Origin of the sequence: Runella salmonicolor (assembly GCF_024158025.1) — a bacterium.
In the GTDB taxonomy this organism is placed as follows: domain Bacteria; phylum Bacteroidota; class Bacteroidia; order Cytophagales; family Spirosomataceae; genus Runella; species Runella salmonicolor.
In genome coordinates, this window is the sequence record NZ_JAMZEL010000001.1 from 142643 (window position 1) to 158120 (window position 15478).

Below are 15478 nucleotides of genomic sequence, written 5' to 3' on the forward strand. Positions count from 1 at the left end.
TATGCTCTCAAAAAATGCGGGGCATAGATTTTTTTAATTTATACCCTCATACAGAGAACTTTGTGTAGATTTGTTTATTAAGAAATGTTATTCCCAAAAAACAGAAATCATGAAAACAGGCATTATTTTATCGGTCATTTTTGGAGTTTTTTCCTTGGCGCTACGGGCACAAGATACCAAAACAATCAGAGTAAAAGCCGATACCGACCTCAAATACGCCATTCCAGTAGCTGAACGATATCGCTATCCTCAATTCAAAGAGGGGACGGTATCTTTTTTCAACGCTGCTCCCGCAACCGCAAAACTCAATTACAATTTCCAGTTGGGAGAAATACAATTTCTTAGCCTAACCAAAGACACCTTATCCTTGGCCAATGAACAAAGCATTAAACAGATTCAAATTGGCGAAAATACCTTCTACTATGACGTGGCCCACGGATATGTAGAACGTATTGCTACTTATCCGAAAGCTTATTTAGTAGTCAAAACCATGTTTAAAGTAGCCGCGGTCGAAAAAATGGCCGCGATGGGCAAATCCTCCGCCACGTCGTCCATTAGAGAAGTCAATATGCTTTCTACGGGCAATAGTTCGGTCCAAAAACTTGCCTCAAAAGGAGACATCGTTTTTTCCAAAGAAAAAATGTATTTTCTGATGGACTTAAACCATCGTTTTTACAAAACAACCAAAGGAGGATTTTTAAAGCTTTTCCCAACCCATAAAAAGGCCATTGAAGCCTATTTCAAAGCCGAAAGTCCTGACCTAGAAAATGAAGACCATCTCAAAAAAATCCTTCAATTTTGTAGTGAATTACCCCAATAAATGAATAAATGCCATTTGCTATAACCATTCATTTTTACTCAATTTGTATCCGCTTTGTGCGCCTAAAGGTGCTTTAAAGCCTCATTAAATTTTTTAGCATTACTTTATCTTCTATTGATGAAACATCTTACACTGCTCGCAGGGTGCATCATTGTACTATTACTATCGACAAGTTGCCAAGAACAAAAAGGTACCCCAACGGAAGTCACCGAGCCTACGCTATTTACCCTGCTTAGTCCTGAAAAAACCAATGTCGATTTTCAGAATATCATCAATGAAGGCCTTAATACAAACGTGTTGATGTATGAGTATTTTTACAACGGTGGTGGCGTTGCGGTGGGCGATTTGAACGGTGATAAACTGGAAGACCTCTACTTTACCGCCAATCTCAGCGCCAACAAACTCTACCTCAACAAAGGGAAAATGCAGTTTGAAGACATCACCGCCGTCTCGGGAGCCGCCGGACGCGAAGGCCCCTGGAAAACGGGAGTGACCATGGCAGATGTCAATAGCGATGGGAAATTGGATATTTTCGTTTGTCATTCGGGCAATCTCCCCCCCGAAAAAAAAGCCAATGAGTTGTTTATCAATCAGGGAAACAACGCCCAAGGCATCCCAACATTTCTGGACCAAGCCGCTGAGTATGGCTTAAACGACCCTTCGTCGAGCACCAATGCCTACTTTTTCGACTACGACCACGACGGCGATTTGGACCTGTTTTTACTTAATCACAACATAAAGTCCCTGCCTGTACTGAATGAATCCAACAGCGCCGAATTCAACAAACAAGACGACCCCGTAAGTGGCTCTCGGCTTTTTCGGAATGAGGGCAAACGTTTCGTTGACGTGACCACCAAAGCGGGTATCAATAGCTCTCCCCTCTCCTACGGTTTGGGGGCGGGCATCGCTGATTTTAACCAAGACGGCTGGCCAGATATTTACGTCAGCAATGATTATACCATACCTGACCATCTTTACATCAATAATAAAAAAGGTGGTTTTGTGGACCAACTCACTACCTCGATAGGGCATACCTCTCATTTCTCCATGGGCAACGACGTGGCCGATGTAAACAACGACGCCACACCCGATATTTTCACGCTTGATATGCTGCCTGAAGAAAATCGACGTCAAAAGCTTCTCATGGCCCCCGACAACTACGAGAAATTTGATATGGTGGTCCGGTCGGGCTTTCATAAGCAGTACATGCGAAATATGCTGCAATTGAATACCCCCCTCCCAACCTCCCCCCAGTCAGGGAGAGGAGTAGTATTCTCCGAAATTGGTCAACTTGCAGGGATTTCAAACACCGATTGGAGTTGGGCGGCACTTTTTGCCGATTATGACAACGACGGTTGGAAAGACCTCTACATTACCAATGGCTACCTACGCGACTACACCAACCTCGATTTTCTGAAATACATGAACGATTTTCAGCAGAACCAACCCAACATTGGGCGACAGGATGTGCTGAATCTGGTGCAGCAGATGCCCGCTTCCAACGTGGTGAATTACCTCTATAAAAACAACAAAGACCTGACCTTCAAAAATGTGGGTACGCAATGGGGATTGGGACAAAACTCTAACAGCAACGGAGCCGTTTATGCCGATTTAGACAACGACGGTGACTTGGATTTGGTGGTCAACAACGTAAATCAGCCCGCATTTATCTACCAAAACGAAGCCCAACAGTTGCTCAAAAATCACTACCTAAAAGTGACATTGGCGGGCAATGCGCCCAACCTTTCGGGCATTGGGGCGAAGGTCATTCTGTACAAAAAAGGCCAAACCCAGTACCTAGAGCAAATGCCTATGCGTGGGTATCAGTCGAGTGTTTCCAACGTACTGCATTTTGGATTGGGCAACGCAACAACGATTGATTCGCTAAAAGTACAATGGCCCAACGGCAAACAACAGCGCCTTTCCAACGTTAAAGGAGATCAATGGCTAACCCTGAACGAAAAGGACGCCAATGAAGCCATCGGTGCGCCCGCTTCTAAAAAACCTTTGTTCAAAGAAACTCCCTCTGGCATAAATTATGCCCAGCCAGCTTTAGCCTACAATGATTTTAAAAGGCAGATTCTGATGGTCAATCCGCAATCGTACGTGGGTCCGGCACTGGCCAAGGCCGATGTCAATGGCGATGGCTTAGAAGATGTATTTGTGGGCGGCGGTAACGGACAGGCAGGGGCGCTGTTTTTACAGCAAAAAGGGTCTACGCCACAGTTCGTCAAAAAATCACAAGCAGCTTTTGAAACCGACGCCAAAAGCGATGCCTCCGACGCGGTATTTTTCGACGCCAACGGCGATGGCACCCTCGATTTGTACGTTTGTCACGGGGGCTATGCCAATTTTGAGCCCAATGATGCTTTGTTGCAAGATGCACTGTATTTCAATGACGGAAAAGGCAATTTTACCAAAAACCCAGCCGCTCTTCCATCCATGCTGGTCAGTACAAGTTGCATCCGGGTGGCTGACCTTAACGGCGACCAAAAACCCGATTTATTTGTGGGTGGGCGCGTGGTGCCGGGTAATTACCCCGAAATCCCCCCCAGTTTTATTTTACTCAACGACGGCAAAGGCAACTTTAAAGATGCCACCGCTTCTGTGGCCCCTGAGCTTCAAAAAATTGGCATGGTGACCGATGCCGCTTGGCTCGACCTCAACGGAGATAAAAAATCCGAGTTGATTGTAGTAGGGGAATGGATGCCTATGACGGTTTTTGAAAACAATAATGGTAAACTGGAGAACAAAACCGCTAAATACTTTGACCAAAACTACAGCGGTTGGTGGAATAAACTGCTGGTGGACGACTTCAACGGCGACGGAAAAATAGACTTAATCGTCGGAAATTTGGGCCTCAATAGCCAAGTGAAAGCATCTCCCGAACAACCCGTCGAGCTATATTTCAAGGATTTTGACCAAAACGGCCGCATTGACCCCATTTTGTGTACGTACATCCAAGGAAAAAGCTACCCATACATTACCCGCGACGAATTGATTGGGCAATTACCCATCATGGGCAAGCGGTATCCTGATTACAAAACCTATGCTGATGCTACGCTCAAAGATGTATTTACGGCATCGGAACTTGAAGGCGCCACACGACTGGAAGCCAACCACTTGGCTACAACTTGGTTTGAGCAAGGCCCTGCTGGAAAATTTACGGTCAAAAAATTACCCATCGAAGTCCAGACCTCGCCCATTCACGCCCTGATTGCATTGGATTATGACAAAGACGGCAAAAAGGATTTGCTCCTTTGCGGCAATCAACTCCGCACCCGCCTGCGTCTCGGGCAGTACGACGCCAATTTCGGTACGTTGCTCCATAACAACGGCAACGGAACGTTTAGTTATGTTCCTCAGCAAAGCTCTGGTTTTTACATCAATGGCGAAGTAAGAAGCATTTTGTCATTAAATAATACACTTTACTTTGGCATCAACCAGCAGAAGGTAGTGGCGTATGGAATGAAATAGAGATATACCTACAACCCCATCAGATGAGCTAGCTTTACCAAATCATCTGATGGGGTTTGATTAAACGCGCATCGTCCGAGCTGCGGTCAACGAAATATCCAAAAACAACACTTTGGCGCGGGCGTTTCGTTCGAGGTGATAGTAGCCGTCGGTGATTTCCTGAATCAGTAACTCAATGGCTCCTGGGTTGACGGCTTTGCCAAATTTTTGCACAAAACTCAGCTCTTCGTCCTGCAACCGTAGCAATTCTTCCACGCCGTTTTGCCACAAAAACAAATCCCGAAACAGATTGAGGGTATAGTCGAAAATTCCTTTTTGTTTCTCTTTGCCCAACGTATCAAATTCATCCGCAAGTTTGACCAAGGACACAAAATCACGCGAATAGCATTTACGCATCCATTGCGCAAACCACGCGTGTCGGTCGTCTTCCGTCTCGTTGGTCAGGCGCATGGCCTCGGCAAGATTCCCTTCACAGAGATACGCAATCTGCCGCGCCCGTCGCTCATCAATCCCTTTTTGGGCCAAAAACTGCGTCACTTCTTCATCCGTAAAGGCACGAATGGCTACGCGTTGTGTGCGGGAAATGATGGTAGTCAATAACTTATCCGACTGACTGGAAACAATCAAAAACAGCGTCTTTTCGGGTGGTTCTTCCAGAATCTTCAACAGCGCATTGGCCGCCTGTACGTTGAGCAGTTCGGGTTGCCAAAACAGCATGATTTTAAACTCCCCTTCAAACGCCTTGAGCGACAGCTTATTAACAATACTCCTCGATTCTTTGATGGGAATAATTCCCTGCTGATTGCCGGTGGCGTTGATATACGCCAACCATTCGGGGAGCGTTCGGTAAGGATGTTCTTCCAAAAAAGCACGCCATTTGGGCGTTAGTTCGCCCAACAAATCCTCCCCTTCTTTGGGAGTGCGCGGCAACGGAAAGATATGATACACGTCGGGGTGAACCAACTTACGCATCTTGGAGCAGGAAGCACAATGCCCGCAGGCATCGTCGGGCTGACGGTCTTCGCAATTGACAAACGTAGCAAACGCCCACGCCAACGCAATGCCCGCCCCGCCCACTGGCCCGTCAAAAAGCTGGGCGTGCGCAACGTGGTTATTCTGTACGGAGCGAATCAGCGCGCGCTTGGTATCGTCGTGACCGAGTATATTCTTAAAAAGCAAAATAGAAGCAATTGGATGTTGGCTGCAAAATTAAAGAATGTCGGCTTGCTTTGGGCGGATTGTGCGGGAAATTATAATGCAAACGCGTAGAGGCAGACGTAAAGCCTGCCCCTACTCCATTTTTTACATTTTTACGGTATTACCATGACATACCCTTTCGATTGCAGCGTGGTCATCAGCAGCATGGCCGAGAGTGTCACTTTGATGTTGGGATTGCGGGGCTCTTTCTCCATTTTACGCATGTAGAGAGATTGTCCACAGATGTATATTTTGACGCCGTTGGCGGTTAACTCGTTGATAAGGGTGGTATTGGGATTGGGCATTCCAAACTTCTTTTGGTAGGCTTCATCGCTCAAAATCAGGGGCGTACCCAAAAAATGCACCACCGCTACCACGTCTAAATTCTCTCTGGGAATCCCCGCCGATAGATGCAGATTGACCAAGCGGGCCAATTTGTCGAGCGTGGCATTGACAGAATCTGGCTTATCGGCACCTTTGGAGATTTCATACAACACCTTGTATTTCATCTTTTTATCGGCAATAGGCTCCGCCTCTGGCACTTCAAACATGCTGCCACCGCTTTTAATGAAAGGAAATTTTTTCTGCGCCTGACTGGCAAAACTAATAAAAAAGAAAAGGGCTAAAAGAGAGTAAAAGCTGGTACGCATGGAGTAGAAAGGTTTGTAAATGAAAGTGATTTTTCACTAAATATAAGGTTATTTTGGGAAAGTGGGTGGCAACTTGCGCATAAAACAATCTACAATTCTCCCTATTTTTGCGCCACAAAACATGAAACAGCGTATCAGCAATATGTCAAATCAATCCACGCCCAAACAACGGGGCTTTTTTTTCCCCGCCGAATGGCACCCACACCGCGCCACTTGGCTGAGTTTTCCGCACACGGAGGCTTCTTGGACGTACGAACGTCAGCCGAAAATGCTTCCTGCGTATCTTGAATTTATCAAAACCATCAGCGAAAGCGAAAAAGTGTGCATCAATGCCCACAACGAAATCGTAAAACAAACCATACAGCTTCAGCTGCTCAACGCGGGGGTAGACATGAACCAGATTGAATTGCCGCTACACGCCACCAACGACTCATGGTGCCGCGACCACGGGCCTGGCATTCTCATCAACCCTGACACCAGCGAGCGCTTGATAGTGAATTGGGGCTACAATGCATGGGGTGGAAAGTACCCTCCTTTCAACAACGATGACCTGATTCCCGTGGCCATTGCCCATTATTTAGGGTTAGAATACGTCACCCCGGGCATCATCATGGAAGGTGGCTCGGTAGAGTTCAACGGTAAAGGGACTGTGATGACGAGCCGGGCGTGTTTGTTGAACGAAAACCGCAATCCGCACCTCAATCAAGGACAAATTGAGCAGTATCTGTGCGATTATTACGGGGTAGAGCAGGTTCTTTGGGTGGGCGACGGCATCGTAGGGGATGATACCGACGGACACATTGATGATACCGTTCGGTTTGTAAACGAAGATACCGTGGTGACCATTATTGAAGAAAATAAATCGGATGCCAACTACGAAATCTTGCAGGAAAACTTGCACGAATTGAAGCAAATGCGGTTGCTCAACGGCAAACAACTCAACATCGTAGAGTTACCCATGCCAACGCCTGTATACAGTGATGAGTTGCGATTACCGGCCTCCTACGCCAACTTTTATATCAGCAATGCCGCCGTCATTGTACCTACGTTTCGCTGCGATAATGACCAACGCGCGCTAGACATTCTGAGTCAGTATTTTACCGACCGAAAGGTGGTGGGAATTGATTCGACCGAAATCGTGTGGGGATTGGGAAGTTTTCACTGCCTGAGTCAGCAGGAACCTATTGTGTAAACTACGTCGGAGAGGTTTATATAACAACCGTACAAAACTACGTCGGCGAGGGTTTAAAACACTAACGTCGGCGAGGGTTTAAAACAACAACGTCGGCGAGGGTTTAAAACAACAACGTCGGCGAGGGTTAAAACCTCGCCGACGTTAGTTTTAATGATGCACTCCGCCGTCGCCGTGGACGTGTCCGTGCTCCAGTTCTTCGGCCGTAGCAGTGCGCACTTTGTGTACTTTTCCAACAAAATGCATTTCACGTCCTGCCAATGGATGGTTAAAATCCATCAAGACAAACTCTTCGTCAATTTCAACGATTTGGCCCATCAAACGATGTCCTTCTTCGTTGGTCATCGGAACCATATTGCCTACTTGAAGGATGTCTTCCTGAAGTTTGCCATCCACTTTGAATACTTCCAAAGGAATCTCCGCAACGGCTTCGGTGTCATAATCTCCGTAACCCTGTTCTGGGTCTAATTTAAAGTCAAAAGTATCGCCTTCGGCAAGACCATTCAATCGGTCTTCAAATGCTTCGGGAAGGCCACTCATGCCTTGAATAAAATACATAGGTTGGTCATCACCAACGGTTTCGACCATTTGCCATTCGTCGCCGTCGTTCAAAAGACTCAGTTCGTAGGTTACCGCTACGACTTGATTAGGTGCTATTTTCATTGATACAAATTTTTAGCAAACCTACGGTTTTTCGGGAGTGATACCTAATTTGCGTTTAATTTTCGCCACAAAATAAGCCCTTCATTTTCACTTATTTGCTCAAAACCTGCTTTTATCAAAACCCGTTGTGAATTGACCAGCGCCACGGGAGTATGCGCAATCAATGCCTTTAGAGCACGGTTTTTAAACACCCATTCTGCCAGACATTCGAGCGCTTCGGTGGCAACTCCCTGCCCCCGAAAAGACTGGTCGATTCCGTAGCCGATTTCCGTTTCGCCTTGGTCATTGGGCAAGCCTGCCACGCCGATTCCGCCAGCGACGCAATTCTCTGATTTGTACACGATGAGCCAGTTGGTAAACCATTCATACCGCGAGGCGTTGGCGGCGGTTTCGGGCAGCCAATAATTGGCCAATGCATCATCAAATTCATTCTGAAAATATTCTTCCATCTGCATGGGGCGCGGAACCAGCCCCAACGAGCGTTGAAGCGCGTCGTAGTCAGCCGCGTGTAGTTGCAATTGGGTTGTATTGAGCGGAATTAACCGCAAACGAGTTGATTCTAACTGAAACATGGAAAAAAATTAGTTGGACGTAAACAATACAGTTATGCTTTGTGAAATGTATCCACAAAGTAATCAAAGCGGCTCAGCGCCGTTACGCCACCCTATCAGGCAATGAAATGAAAGTTGTGAGTTGCAGAGGCAATAAAGTTAGATTGCGTAACAAAGGTAAAAAAATGTCTACTTTTGAGCAAGGATAGCAACAATGCTTCTCCCCTAACCGTTGAGAGTCATTTGTTGGAAGACAACTTGGTTATCAATACAAACTATGGAATTGTTTGATAATCTGATGGATAGTCTTTCCGAGCAAAGCTACGGAGTGATTGATTCTTTTCTGACCACCGAAGAAATAAACGACTTGGTCATCAATCTCAGAAAACGCCACGCAGCGGGCAGTTTTAAGGAAGCAAGCATCGGGCAAGGCAGCGCCCAGCACATTCAAGTCTTGGTGCGAGGCGATCAAATTTTGTGGTTGGAAGAATCTTCGGTCGTGGAAATAGAGCAAGTATACTTTAAAAAAATCAACGCGCTGATTCAAAGCCTCAACCAAAGCTGTTATTTGGGACTGAAAGATTTTGAGTTTCACTACGCCTTATACCCAATCGGGACTTTTTACAAGCGCCACCTCGACCGTTTCAAAACCGATTCGCACCGCAAAATATCAGTCATTTGTTATTTGAATGAAGATTGGCAGGCCACTGATGGCGGCGAGTTGGTGATTTATTTGCCCAACAAACCACCCGTCAAAATCTCTCCCGTTGGTGGAAGATTAGTTTGTTTTGAAGCCGATGTATTGGAGCACGAAGTTCTTCCCGCTACGCACGAGCGCCTCAGTCTGACGGGCTGGCTTAAAACTTATTGATAAAAGCAAAACCCACAAATACTTCCATAAACCACTGATAATCAGAAGAAAATTAGATTATAGCAAATTTTTATTCTCCGTTTTTCTAGCATCCATGAACCAATATTTACAAAATAGGTTAGCTTTTATGAATTAATTGCTTTTTAAGAAATACAAAAGTAAATTCCTTTATTTTTCAACTTCCTAACCGTTATGCCGCGCTGTTATCGTTTAATTTTCGTTTTACCATTATTATTTTTTAGCCTGCATTCTACCATGTCGCGTTCCCAAACCGTCATTTCTCTTTGGTCCAATGGACAGATGCCCAATGATTTACAAAATCGTTCAATTCAAGAAAAAATCGAAGTAGGCAACGACGGTATTTTACGAATCAGCAACATTGTTTTTCCCACGCTTTCGGTCTATGTTCCTACCACTCCCAATGGAGCGGCGGTGATGATTTGCCCCGGCGGAGGCTACGCCATCGAAGCATCGGGACATGAGGGTGTAGACGTAGCTAAGTGGTTTAACAGCATCGGCGTGACGGCATTTGTATTGAAATACCGCCTGCCCGACGATAAACTTTGGTCTAACAAACACGAAGTGGCCCTTCAGGATGCCCTTCAAGGCATTAAAATAATTCGGGAAAGTGCCGATAAATACAACATTGACCCCAATCGTATTGGGATTATGGGTTTCTCGGCAGGGGGACATTTGGCCGCCACAGTCAGCACGCTTTGGCATCAGGCCAAAGAATTAAAAGGCTTCGAAAATCTATCTGACACGCAAGTATGTAAGCCGAATTTCTCCATTTTGATGTATCCCGTCATTACTTCGGGACCATTTAAGCACGCGGGTTCATTTGAAAGACTATTTGGAAAAACGCCTTCACAGGAACAATTAGAGCATTATTCGGCCGAAAAACAGGTATCTGCCCAAACGCCGCCTACCCTACTCGTCCATGCTACCGACGATAAAGGCGTACCCGTAGAGAACAGTATGTTGTATTATGACGCCCTTCGTAAACTTCGGATTCCTGCGTCCATGCTGCTTTACGAAAACGGCGGGCATGGGTTTGGACTGGCAAAAAAACTCAAAGGCTCGGTGCACAGTTGGCCCGAAAGCTGCCATCAATGGCTGGTTGGAATGGGATATATTCAGTAAAACGAAAAGAATAAAAACGCGGCGCGGCCTTTGATGTGTTATCTTCATCAAAGGCCGCGCCTCATTTTACCAAAAGTACAATCGTATTCGGTCTAAAAGCACTTTAAATTTAAACCGAAATATGTCTGAATTGGAAGTAAATGAATTTGACAAGGCAAAACTTGTAGTGTTTTTGCTGTAAAAATTGAGGTAAAAGTCGTAGAAGGTACGGGCGGTCACTCCCCATTTTCTTAAAAATTGCTTCCTGCCGGGGTTATGGGAAATACGGCTAACGGACTTAGAACCAAAATGATAGACCAAACTATTGCCGATTCCCTTAAAATTCCGAATGCCCACTTCCCACATTTTACGGCTAATGTCAGGGTCAGAATACATACCCGGACTGAATTCAATGCTAAATCCACCAATCAGGTTCCACGTATGGCGGTGCATTACGCTGGGCGGAAATGAAGCCCCCTGCCAATCAGCCACTGCTAAGTTTTTATATTCTTTCAACAGTTTATTTTCCTGAAAATTTTGCAGTGAATCGCCATAATCATGCCCTCCGATTACGTAACCGTAGGGGTTGGGATGCCGCTCTATCTGCGTGCCTGAAAAATAAAAATCGTCTTTGCCGTAGTCTTTAATGGCCTGAAACAGATGGGTATCCCAGTCGGGACAGGCATACATGTCATCGTTCATGTAGAGCACATAATCCGCTTGGGTTAACGAAAAAGCGGCGTTACAGCCCATACATATACCTACATTTTCGGCTGAAATACTGTAATCTATCCCTTCTTTTTTTGCCCACTCGGGCGTGCCGTCTTTGCCTTCATTGATGTGCAAAACAATTTGATGAGGATACGCAGAGTTTTGGCGGATGCTCCTGATGCAGGTTTGTAAGTAGGACAGATTATTCCACGTAGGAATGATGATGGAAAACAAAGGCGAGGGGGATACCTTCGAACTTTTTACATATTCGATCATGACAGAATTAATAATGGTGGCGGAATAACATACAATCTATAAGCCCCTACGCACAACCACTTCAATTTGTTGCACTCAACCCTCATTTTTTTACAAAAAGACCGATAGGATAACCTCCCCACCAATCAGCCCTAAAAAATGAACGCCGACAAGGTTAAACCCTGCCGGCGTCTGCAATATAAATTGTTTATATCTACTTTTTTACCGTGATTATGAGCGTCCTATGACCATTTGCTTCTAATTCTACCAAATTTTCGTTGACGGCAAACGACACGGGTAGGTTCGAAAAATTCTCCACTTCGATTGCTTCAGGCTTGACCGAAACCCGAATTATCTGTCCCTTGAAAGTAATCCGAAACGAATATCCTTGCCATTGGTCGGGCAAATAAGGCGCAAACGAAAGCACGCCGTTTCGAATCCGCATCCCCGCAAAACCTTTGATGACCGACATCCACGTTCCCGCCATACTTGTAATGTGCAAACCATCTTCTGTATCGTTGTTGTAATCGTCGAGGTCAAGGCGTGAGGTACGCAGGTACATTTCGTAGGCTTTTTCTTTGTAACCCAACATCGCCGCCAAAATCACGTGTACACACGGCGACAGCGACGACTCATGCACGGTCATAGGCTCGTAGAAATCAAAGTTGCGGCGGATGGTATCGAGGTCAAAATCTTCCTCAAAGAAGTACAACCCCTGAAGCACGTCGGCCTGCTTGATAAAACAACTGCGCAGAATCCGATCCCACGACCATTTTTGGTTGATGGGCCGGTGCTCGGTGATGTCGTCGACGGTGAGTAATTCTTTATCCAGAAACCCATCTTGCTGCAAATACACCTGCCGCTGGGCATCATAAGGGTAATGCATATTGTCAATGATATGCTGCCATTTAGCAGTTTCAACCTCAAAATCAAAATTGATTTTTTGCAACAATTCACTCACTTCTGACTTCCAGCTCCTGATTCCTTCCAACGTAAAGCGCAAACACCACACCGCCAAGTAATTGGTGTAGAAGTTATTGTTAACGTTGTTTTCATATTCGTTGGGCCCCGTTACGCCGAGCATGACGTATTTTTGTTTATCGCTCGACCAATTGACCCGCTGCGCCCAGAAACGCGCAATGCCAATCAAGACTTCCAAACCGTATTCGGCCAAATAACCCTCATCGCCTGTGTGCCGAATGTAATCATAAATGGCATACGCAATGGCTCCGTTGCGGTGGATTTCTTCAAAGGTAATTTCCCATTCGTTGTGGCATTCTTCGCCCGTCATGGTCACCATCGGGTACAGGGCCGCACCGTCTTTAAAGCCCAAATTAGCCGCATTTTCGATGGCTTTTTGTAGGTGCTTATGACGGTAAATAAGCAGATTACGCGCTACTTTTTGGTCGGCAGTTGCCAAATAAAAAGGTAAACAGTAGGCTTCCGTGTCCCAATAGGTACTGCCGCCGTATTTCTCACCCGTAAAGCCCTTTGGGCCGATGTTGAGGCGGTCGTCCTCGCCAGTGTAGGTTTGTTCGAGTTGAAAAATATTAAAGCGAATCCCCTGCTGCGCGGCATTATCGCCTTCAATGACAATATCGTTTTTGTCCCAACGCTCCGCCCATGCTTCTATCTGCTCGGCCTTCATTTGCGCAAAACCTTTGTCGGCAATTCGCTCAACATAGGCCTTAGCGTTAGCGAGTAACTGGTCGGTTGGATGATTTAAAGACGCCAAATTAACGGCGTATTTATACAAAGCCACTTCTTCACCCGCTTTGGCTTCTATTTCTACCTTGCAGGCCACAAACTTCTCCGCCTTAACGGGTTTAGATTGAAAATCAACGGGTTCGCCATTAAGGGTAAGGTCTATTTTCATTCCCGTACAGACGTTGAAAAGCTCCGTCTTAAACGGCGTATCCTTGGTTCGCATTTCTAGATACGCTTCTCCAAAGGCGGTTTCCTTACGGATTTCGTCCCAGAATTTTTCGCCGTAATTGGAGTCTTTGTTGCTTATATCCCCGTCTAAGTAAGGCGTGAGGGTTATTTTTCCGTCAAAATTGAGTAGCGTAATGGCGTAGCGAATCGCCCCCGCTTCGTCGTCGACAATGCTACAAAACCGCTGAGAATGAACACGTACCTGCTTTCCGTCCGACAGGGAGGCCACGAAGGTACGCTCCAATATCCCCTCTTTCATGTTGAGTACCCGCGAGTATTCCGAGACGGGGCACAGACCCAAATCAAGTGTTTCACCGTCGATTTGCACGTCAATGCCAATCCAATTGCAGGCATTGAGGACTTTGGCGAAGTAGCGCGGATAGCCGTTTTTCCACCAGCCTACGCGGGTCTTATCGGGATAAAAAACCCCCGCTACGTAGTTTCCGAGCAGGGTTTTTCCCGTAAATTTTTCTTCAAAATTACCACGTTGCCCCATGCGGCCGTTGCCAAGGCTCGTGAGGCTTTCGGTGATTTCGTTGTATTCGGCATAAAAGCCCTCTTCAATAATACACCACGGATCGTGCTTTATATAATTTTTCATCGGGATAAGGTCAGTTGAAGCCCCAAAAGTAGAAATTTACCACGAAGGTTTTTGTATCTATTTTGTCAATAATTAACGGTATGTTGACTCTTTAGGACAAAAACAGATTACTGATTTGAACTTAAACAATTGTACTTTTTTACTTATCAAACTTTCCTGCTTTTTCATTATACACCTCATTTTCCAACAGTATTCAACATACTTTTCTATATTCATCGTGCATTAAAACAACCATTTTACCAGCGAATAGTTAGGTTTCACCGAAATCACAACCCTTAAACAGCATACACATTTTTTAAAATCGTTTATTTTTTCATAATTTTATCACTCCTACTCTTCTGTATGAAAAGCGCTTAAAATTGAATTTTTTCAATGAAAAGCGCTTTTGGAGATGGGTCAATTCAATTTACGTTAGAAAACTAAACAATCCCCACAAGCGATGTCGTTGTCAATAACGACATCACTACAACTACCTAGAAATATGAAAACAACAACTGCCTTTGTTTTTATTTTATCTTTTATATCGTGTAAACCCGACTATGTAAAAAGATACGAGAAAATCAGTGGTTCTTGGGAATTTAAGCAAGTCAATTATGTAACTAAGGATGAACAAAAAATACAAATTCAAATGCCTAAATACGTAGTCAAATTTGGGAACTACTCCAATCGAGAAGGGCTTATATTGATCAATAACAAGGAGTTTGTTTTCTTTTTCAACGCTGGGCCAGAGGAATGCAGCATCCAAGTGCATAAACAGTCCGAACTACCTACCGAAGCTATCGGCAAAGGACATGTTTATTTTTATGAGTTTGTGGACAGTAAAACCCTTAAATTTTCTATTGACCGAGAGTATGATAATGTCACTAAAGAAGTAATAAAAGAGGTAGAGTATATTTTTTCAAAATTATGAATAACCTAAAAATGAAGTCGCATTTTTATTGGTTTCTGACACATTTCATTGGCTTTTCCTGTCAACCCGATTATGTTACAGTAAGTAAAAAATTGGAAGGTTCTTGGCGTTTAGAACGGTTTCAATACACAGATACCAATAATCAGTTAATAGTTAACGATGCCCCTCCTAAAATCATTTTGAATTTTACCGATTCTAAAAGGAATGGCAATTTATCGGTGGGCTCTGTTTCTTATCCATTTGAATATAACTTTGGCCCTGATCAATGTAATATAGATTTACAGGATGAAACCACTTTGCCGTTAGAGGCCATTGGAAAAGTTCAAGTTTACTCGTACGAGTTTATAGACAAGAAGAATATTCAATTTACCATTGATAAAGAATATCACTACACGACCAAAAGAGTGATAAAGAATGTTGAATATTTTTTTTCAAAGCAGTAGCTTTTCCTCATCGGAGTGTAGTTGTACAATCTGTAAAGTAAATAAAATCTCTACGATATGCGAACCATGCAACAAAGCCC

13 protein-coding genes are annotated in these 15478 nt (G+C 44.8%); 7 read left to right on the forward strand and 6 right to left on the reverse strand.

What is annotated here, in order from left to right; all coding sequences use genetic code 11:
- The first annotated feature begins 109 nt into the window (after positions 1-109).
- Positions 110-820, forward strand: coding sequence for a hypothetical protein (locus NCI00_RS00675; RefSeq protein WP_253523939.1), 711 nt, complete (start codon positions 110-112; stop codon positions 818-820).
- Positions 821-937: 117 nt separating this feature from the next.
- The gene (locus NCI00_RS00680) at positions 938-4297 is read left to right on the forward strand and encodes a VCBS repeat-containing protein (RefSeq protein WP_253523942.1); all 3360 of its coding nucleotides are present in this window, start codon (positions 938-940) and stop codon (positions 4295-4297) included.
- A 60-nt stretch (positions 4298-4357) separates the two neighbouring features.
- Here the strand turns inward: NCI00_RS00680 and NCI00_RS00685 are convergent, their stop codons facing one another.
- On the reverse strand, positions 4358-5476 hold the full coding sequence (locus NCI00_RS00685) for a DNA polymerase III subunit (RefSeq protein WP_253523944.1): 1119 nt from the start codon (positions 5474-5476) through the stop codon (positions 4358-4360).
- A gap of 131 nt (positions 5477-5607) precedes the next feature.
- Entirely contained in the window at positions 5608-6144 is a 537-nt protein-coding gene (locus tag NCI00_RS00690; protein ID WP_253523946.1) for a DsrE family protein, read from the reverse strand.
- A 121-nt stretch (positions 6145-6265) separates the two neighbouring features.
- On the opposite strand from NCI00_RS00690, the gene NCI00_RS00695 reads away from it, so the two are divergent.
- A complete protein-coding gene (locus tag NCI00_RS00695; RefSeq protein WP_253523948.1) occupies positions 6266-7336 on the forward strand; it encodes an agmatine deiminase family protein in 1071 nt (356 codons plus the stop codon).
- Positions 7337-7486: 150 nt separating this feature from the next.
- On the opposite strand, the gene NCI00_RS00700 is transcribed toward NCI00_RS00695, so the two are convergent.
- Together NCI00_RS00700 and NCI00_RS00705 are read right to left on the reverse strand one after the other, a co-directional pair.
- Positions 7487-7999 carry an FKBP-type peptidyl-prolyl cis-trans isomerase gene (locus tag NCI00_RS00700; RefSeq protein ID WP_253523950.1) on the reverse strand — a complete coding sequence of 171 codons (513 nt, stop codon included), beginning with the start codon at positions 7997-7999 and terminating at the stop codon, positions 7487-7489.
- A gap of 44 nt (positions 8000-8043) precedes the next feature.
- Positions 8044-8571 (reverse strand): GNAT family N-acetyltransferase, encoded by a 528-nt coding sequence (locus NCI00_RS00705; RefSeq protein WP_253523952.1) that lies wholly within the window; start codon positions 8569-8571, stop codon positions 8044-8046.
- 256 nt (positions 8572-8827) lie between these two features.
- Here NCI00_RS00705 and NCI00_RS00710 point away from each other — a divergent pair, with 256 nt between their 5' ends.
- Both NCI00_RS00710 and NCI00_RS00715 read left to right on the forward strand, forming a co-directional pair.
- Positions 8828-9421, forward strand: coding sequence for a 2OG-Fe(II) oxygenase (locus tag NCI00_RS00710; RefSeq protein WP_253523954.1), 594 nt, complete (start codon positions 8828-8830; stop codon positions 9419-9421).
- A 255-nt stretch (positions 9422-9676) separates the two neighbouring features.
- Positions 9677-10564, forward strand: coding sequence for an alpha/beta hydrolase (locus NCI00_RS00715; RefSeq protein ID WP_253523955.1), 888 nt, complete (start codon positions 9677-9679; stop codon positions 10562-10564).
- Between the two features lie 66 nt (positions 10565-10630).
- Here the strand turns inward: NCI00_RS00715 and NCI00_RS00720 are convergent, their stop codons facing one another.
- Entirely contained in the window at positions 10631-11530 is a 900-nt protein-coding gene (locus tag NCI00_RS00720; RefSeq protein WP_253523957.1) for a glycosyltransferase family 2 protein, read from the reverse strand.
- Between the two features lie 193 nt (positions 11531-11723).
- Positions 11724-14045, reverse strand: coding sequence for a glycoside hydrolase family 65 protein (locus NCI00_RS00725; protein WP_253523960.1), 2322 nt, complete (start codon positions 14043-14045; stop codon positions 11724-11726).
- Between the two features lie 481 nt (positions 14046-14526).
- Here NCI00_RS00725 and NCI00_RS00730 point away from each other — a divergent pair, with 481 nt between their 5' ends.
- Together NCI00_RS00730 and NCI00_RS00735 are read left to right on the forward strand one after the other, a co-directional pair.
- A complete protein-coding gene (locus NCI00_RS00730) occupies positions 14527-14955 on the forward strand; it encodes a hypothetical protein (protein ID WP_253523962.1) in 429 nt (142 codons plus the stop codon).
- Complete coding sequence (locus NCI00_RS00735; protein WP_253523965.1) at positions 14952-15398, forward strand: hypothetical protein; 447 nt, start codon at positions 14952-14954, stop codon at positions 15396-15398. The genes NCI00_RS00730 and NCI00_RS00735 overlap by 4 nt, the downstream gene beginning before the upstream one ends.
- Positions 15399-15478 lie beyond the last annotated feature (80 nt).

Bases quoted from the DNA above. Each gene is read 5' to 3' on its own strand.
- NCI00_RS00700 (WP_253523950.1), bottom strand. From the start codon at position 7,999: ATGAAAATAGCACCTAATCAAGTCGTAGCGGTAACCTACGAACTGAGT.
- NCI00_RS00710 (WP_253523954.1), top strand. From the start codon at position 8,828: ATGGAATTGTTTGATAATCTGATGGATAGTCTTTCCGAGCAAAGCTAC.
- NCI00_RS00720 (WP_253523957.1), bottom strand. From the start codon at position 11,530: ATGATCGAATATGTAAAAAGTTCGAAGGTATCCCCCTCGCCTTTGTTT.
- NCI00_RS00730 (WP_253523962.1), top strand. From the start codon at position 14,527: ATGAAAACAACAACTGCCTTTGTTTTTATTTTATCTTTTATATCGTGT.
- NCI00_RS00705 (WP_253523952.1), bottom strand. From the start codon at position 8,571: ATGTTTCAGTTAGAATCAACTCGTTTGCGGTTAATTCCGCTCAATACA.
- NCI00_RS00695 (WP_253523948.1), top strand. From the start codon at position 6,266: ATGAAACAGCGTATCAGCAATATGTCAAATCAATCCACGCCCAAACAA.
- NCI00_RS00675 (WP_253523939.1), top strand. From the start codon at position 110: ATGAAAACAGGCATTATTTTATCGGTCATTTTTGGAGTTTTTTCCTTG.
- NCI00_RS00690 (WP_253523946.1), bottom strand. From the start codon at position 6,144: ATGCGTACCAGCTTTTACTCTCTTTTAGCCCTTTTCTTTTTTATTAGT.
- NCI00_RS00715 (WP_253523955.1), top strand. From the start codon at position 9,677: ATGTCGCGTTCCCAAACCGTCATTTCTCTTTGGTCCAATGGACAGATG.
- NCI00_RS00725 (WP_253523960.1), bottom strand. From the start codon at position 14,045: ATGAAAAATTATATAAAGCACGATCCGTGGTGTATTATTGAAGAGGGC.
- NCI00_RS00680 (WP_253523942.1), top strand. From the start codon at position 938: ATGAAACATCTTACACTGCTCGCAGGGTGCATCATTGTACTATTACTA.
- NCI00_RS00735 (WP_253523965.1), top strand. From the start codon at position 14,952: ATGAATAACCTAAAAATGAAGTCGCATTTTTATTGGTTTCTGACACAT.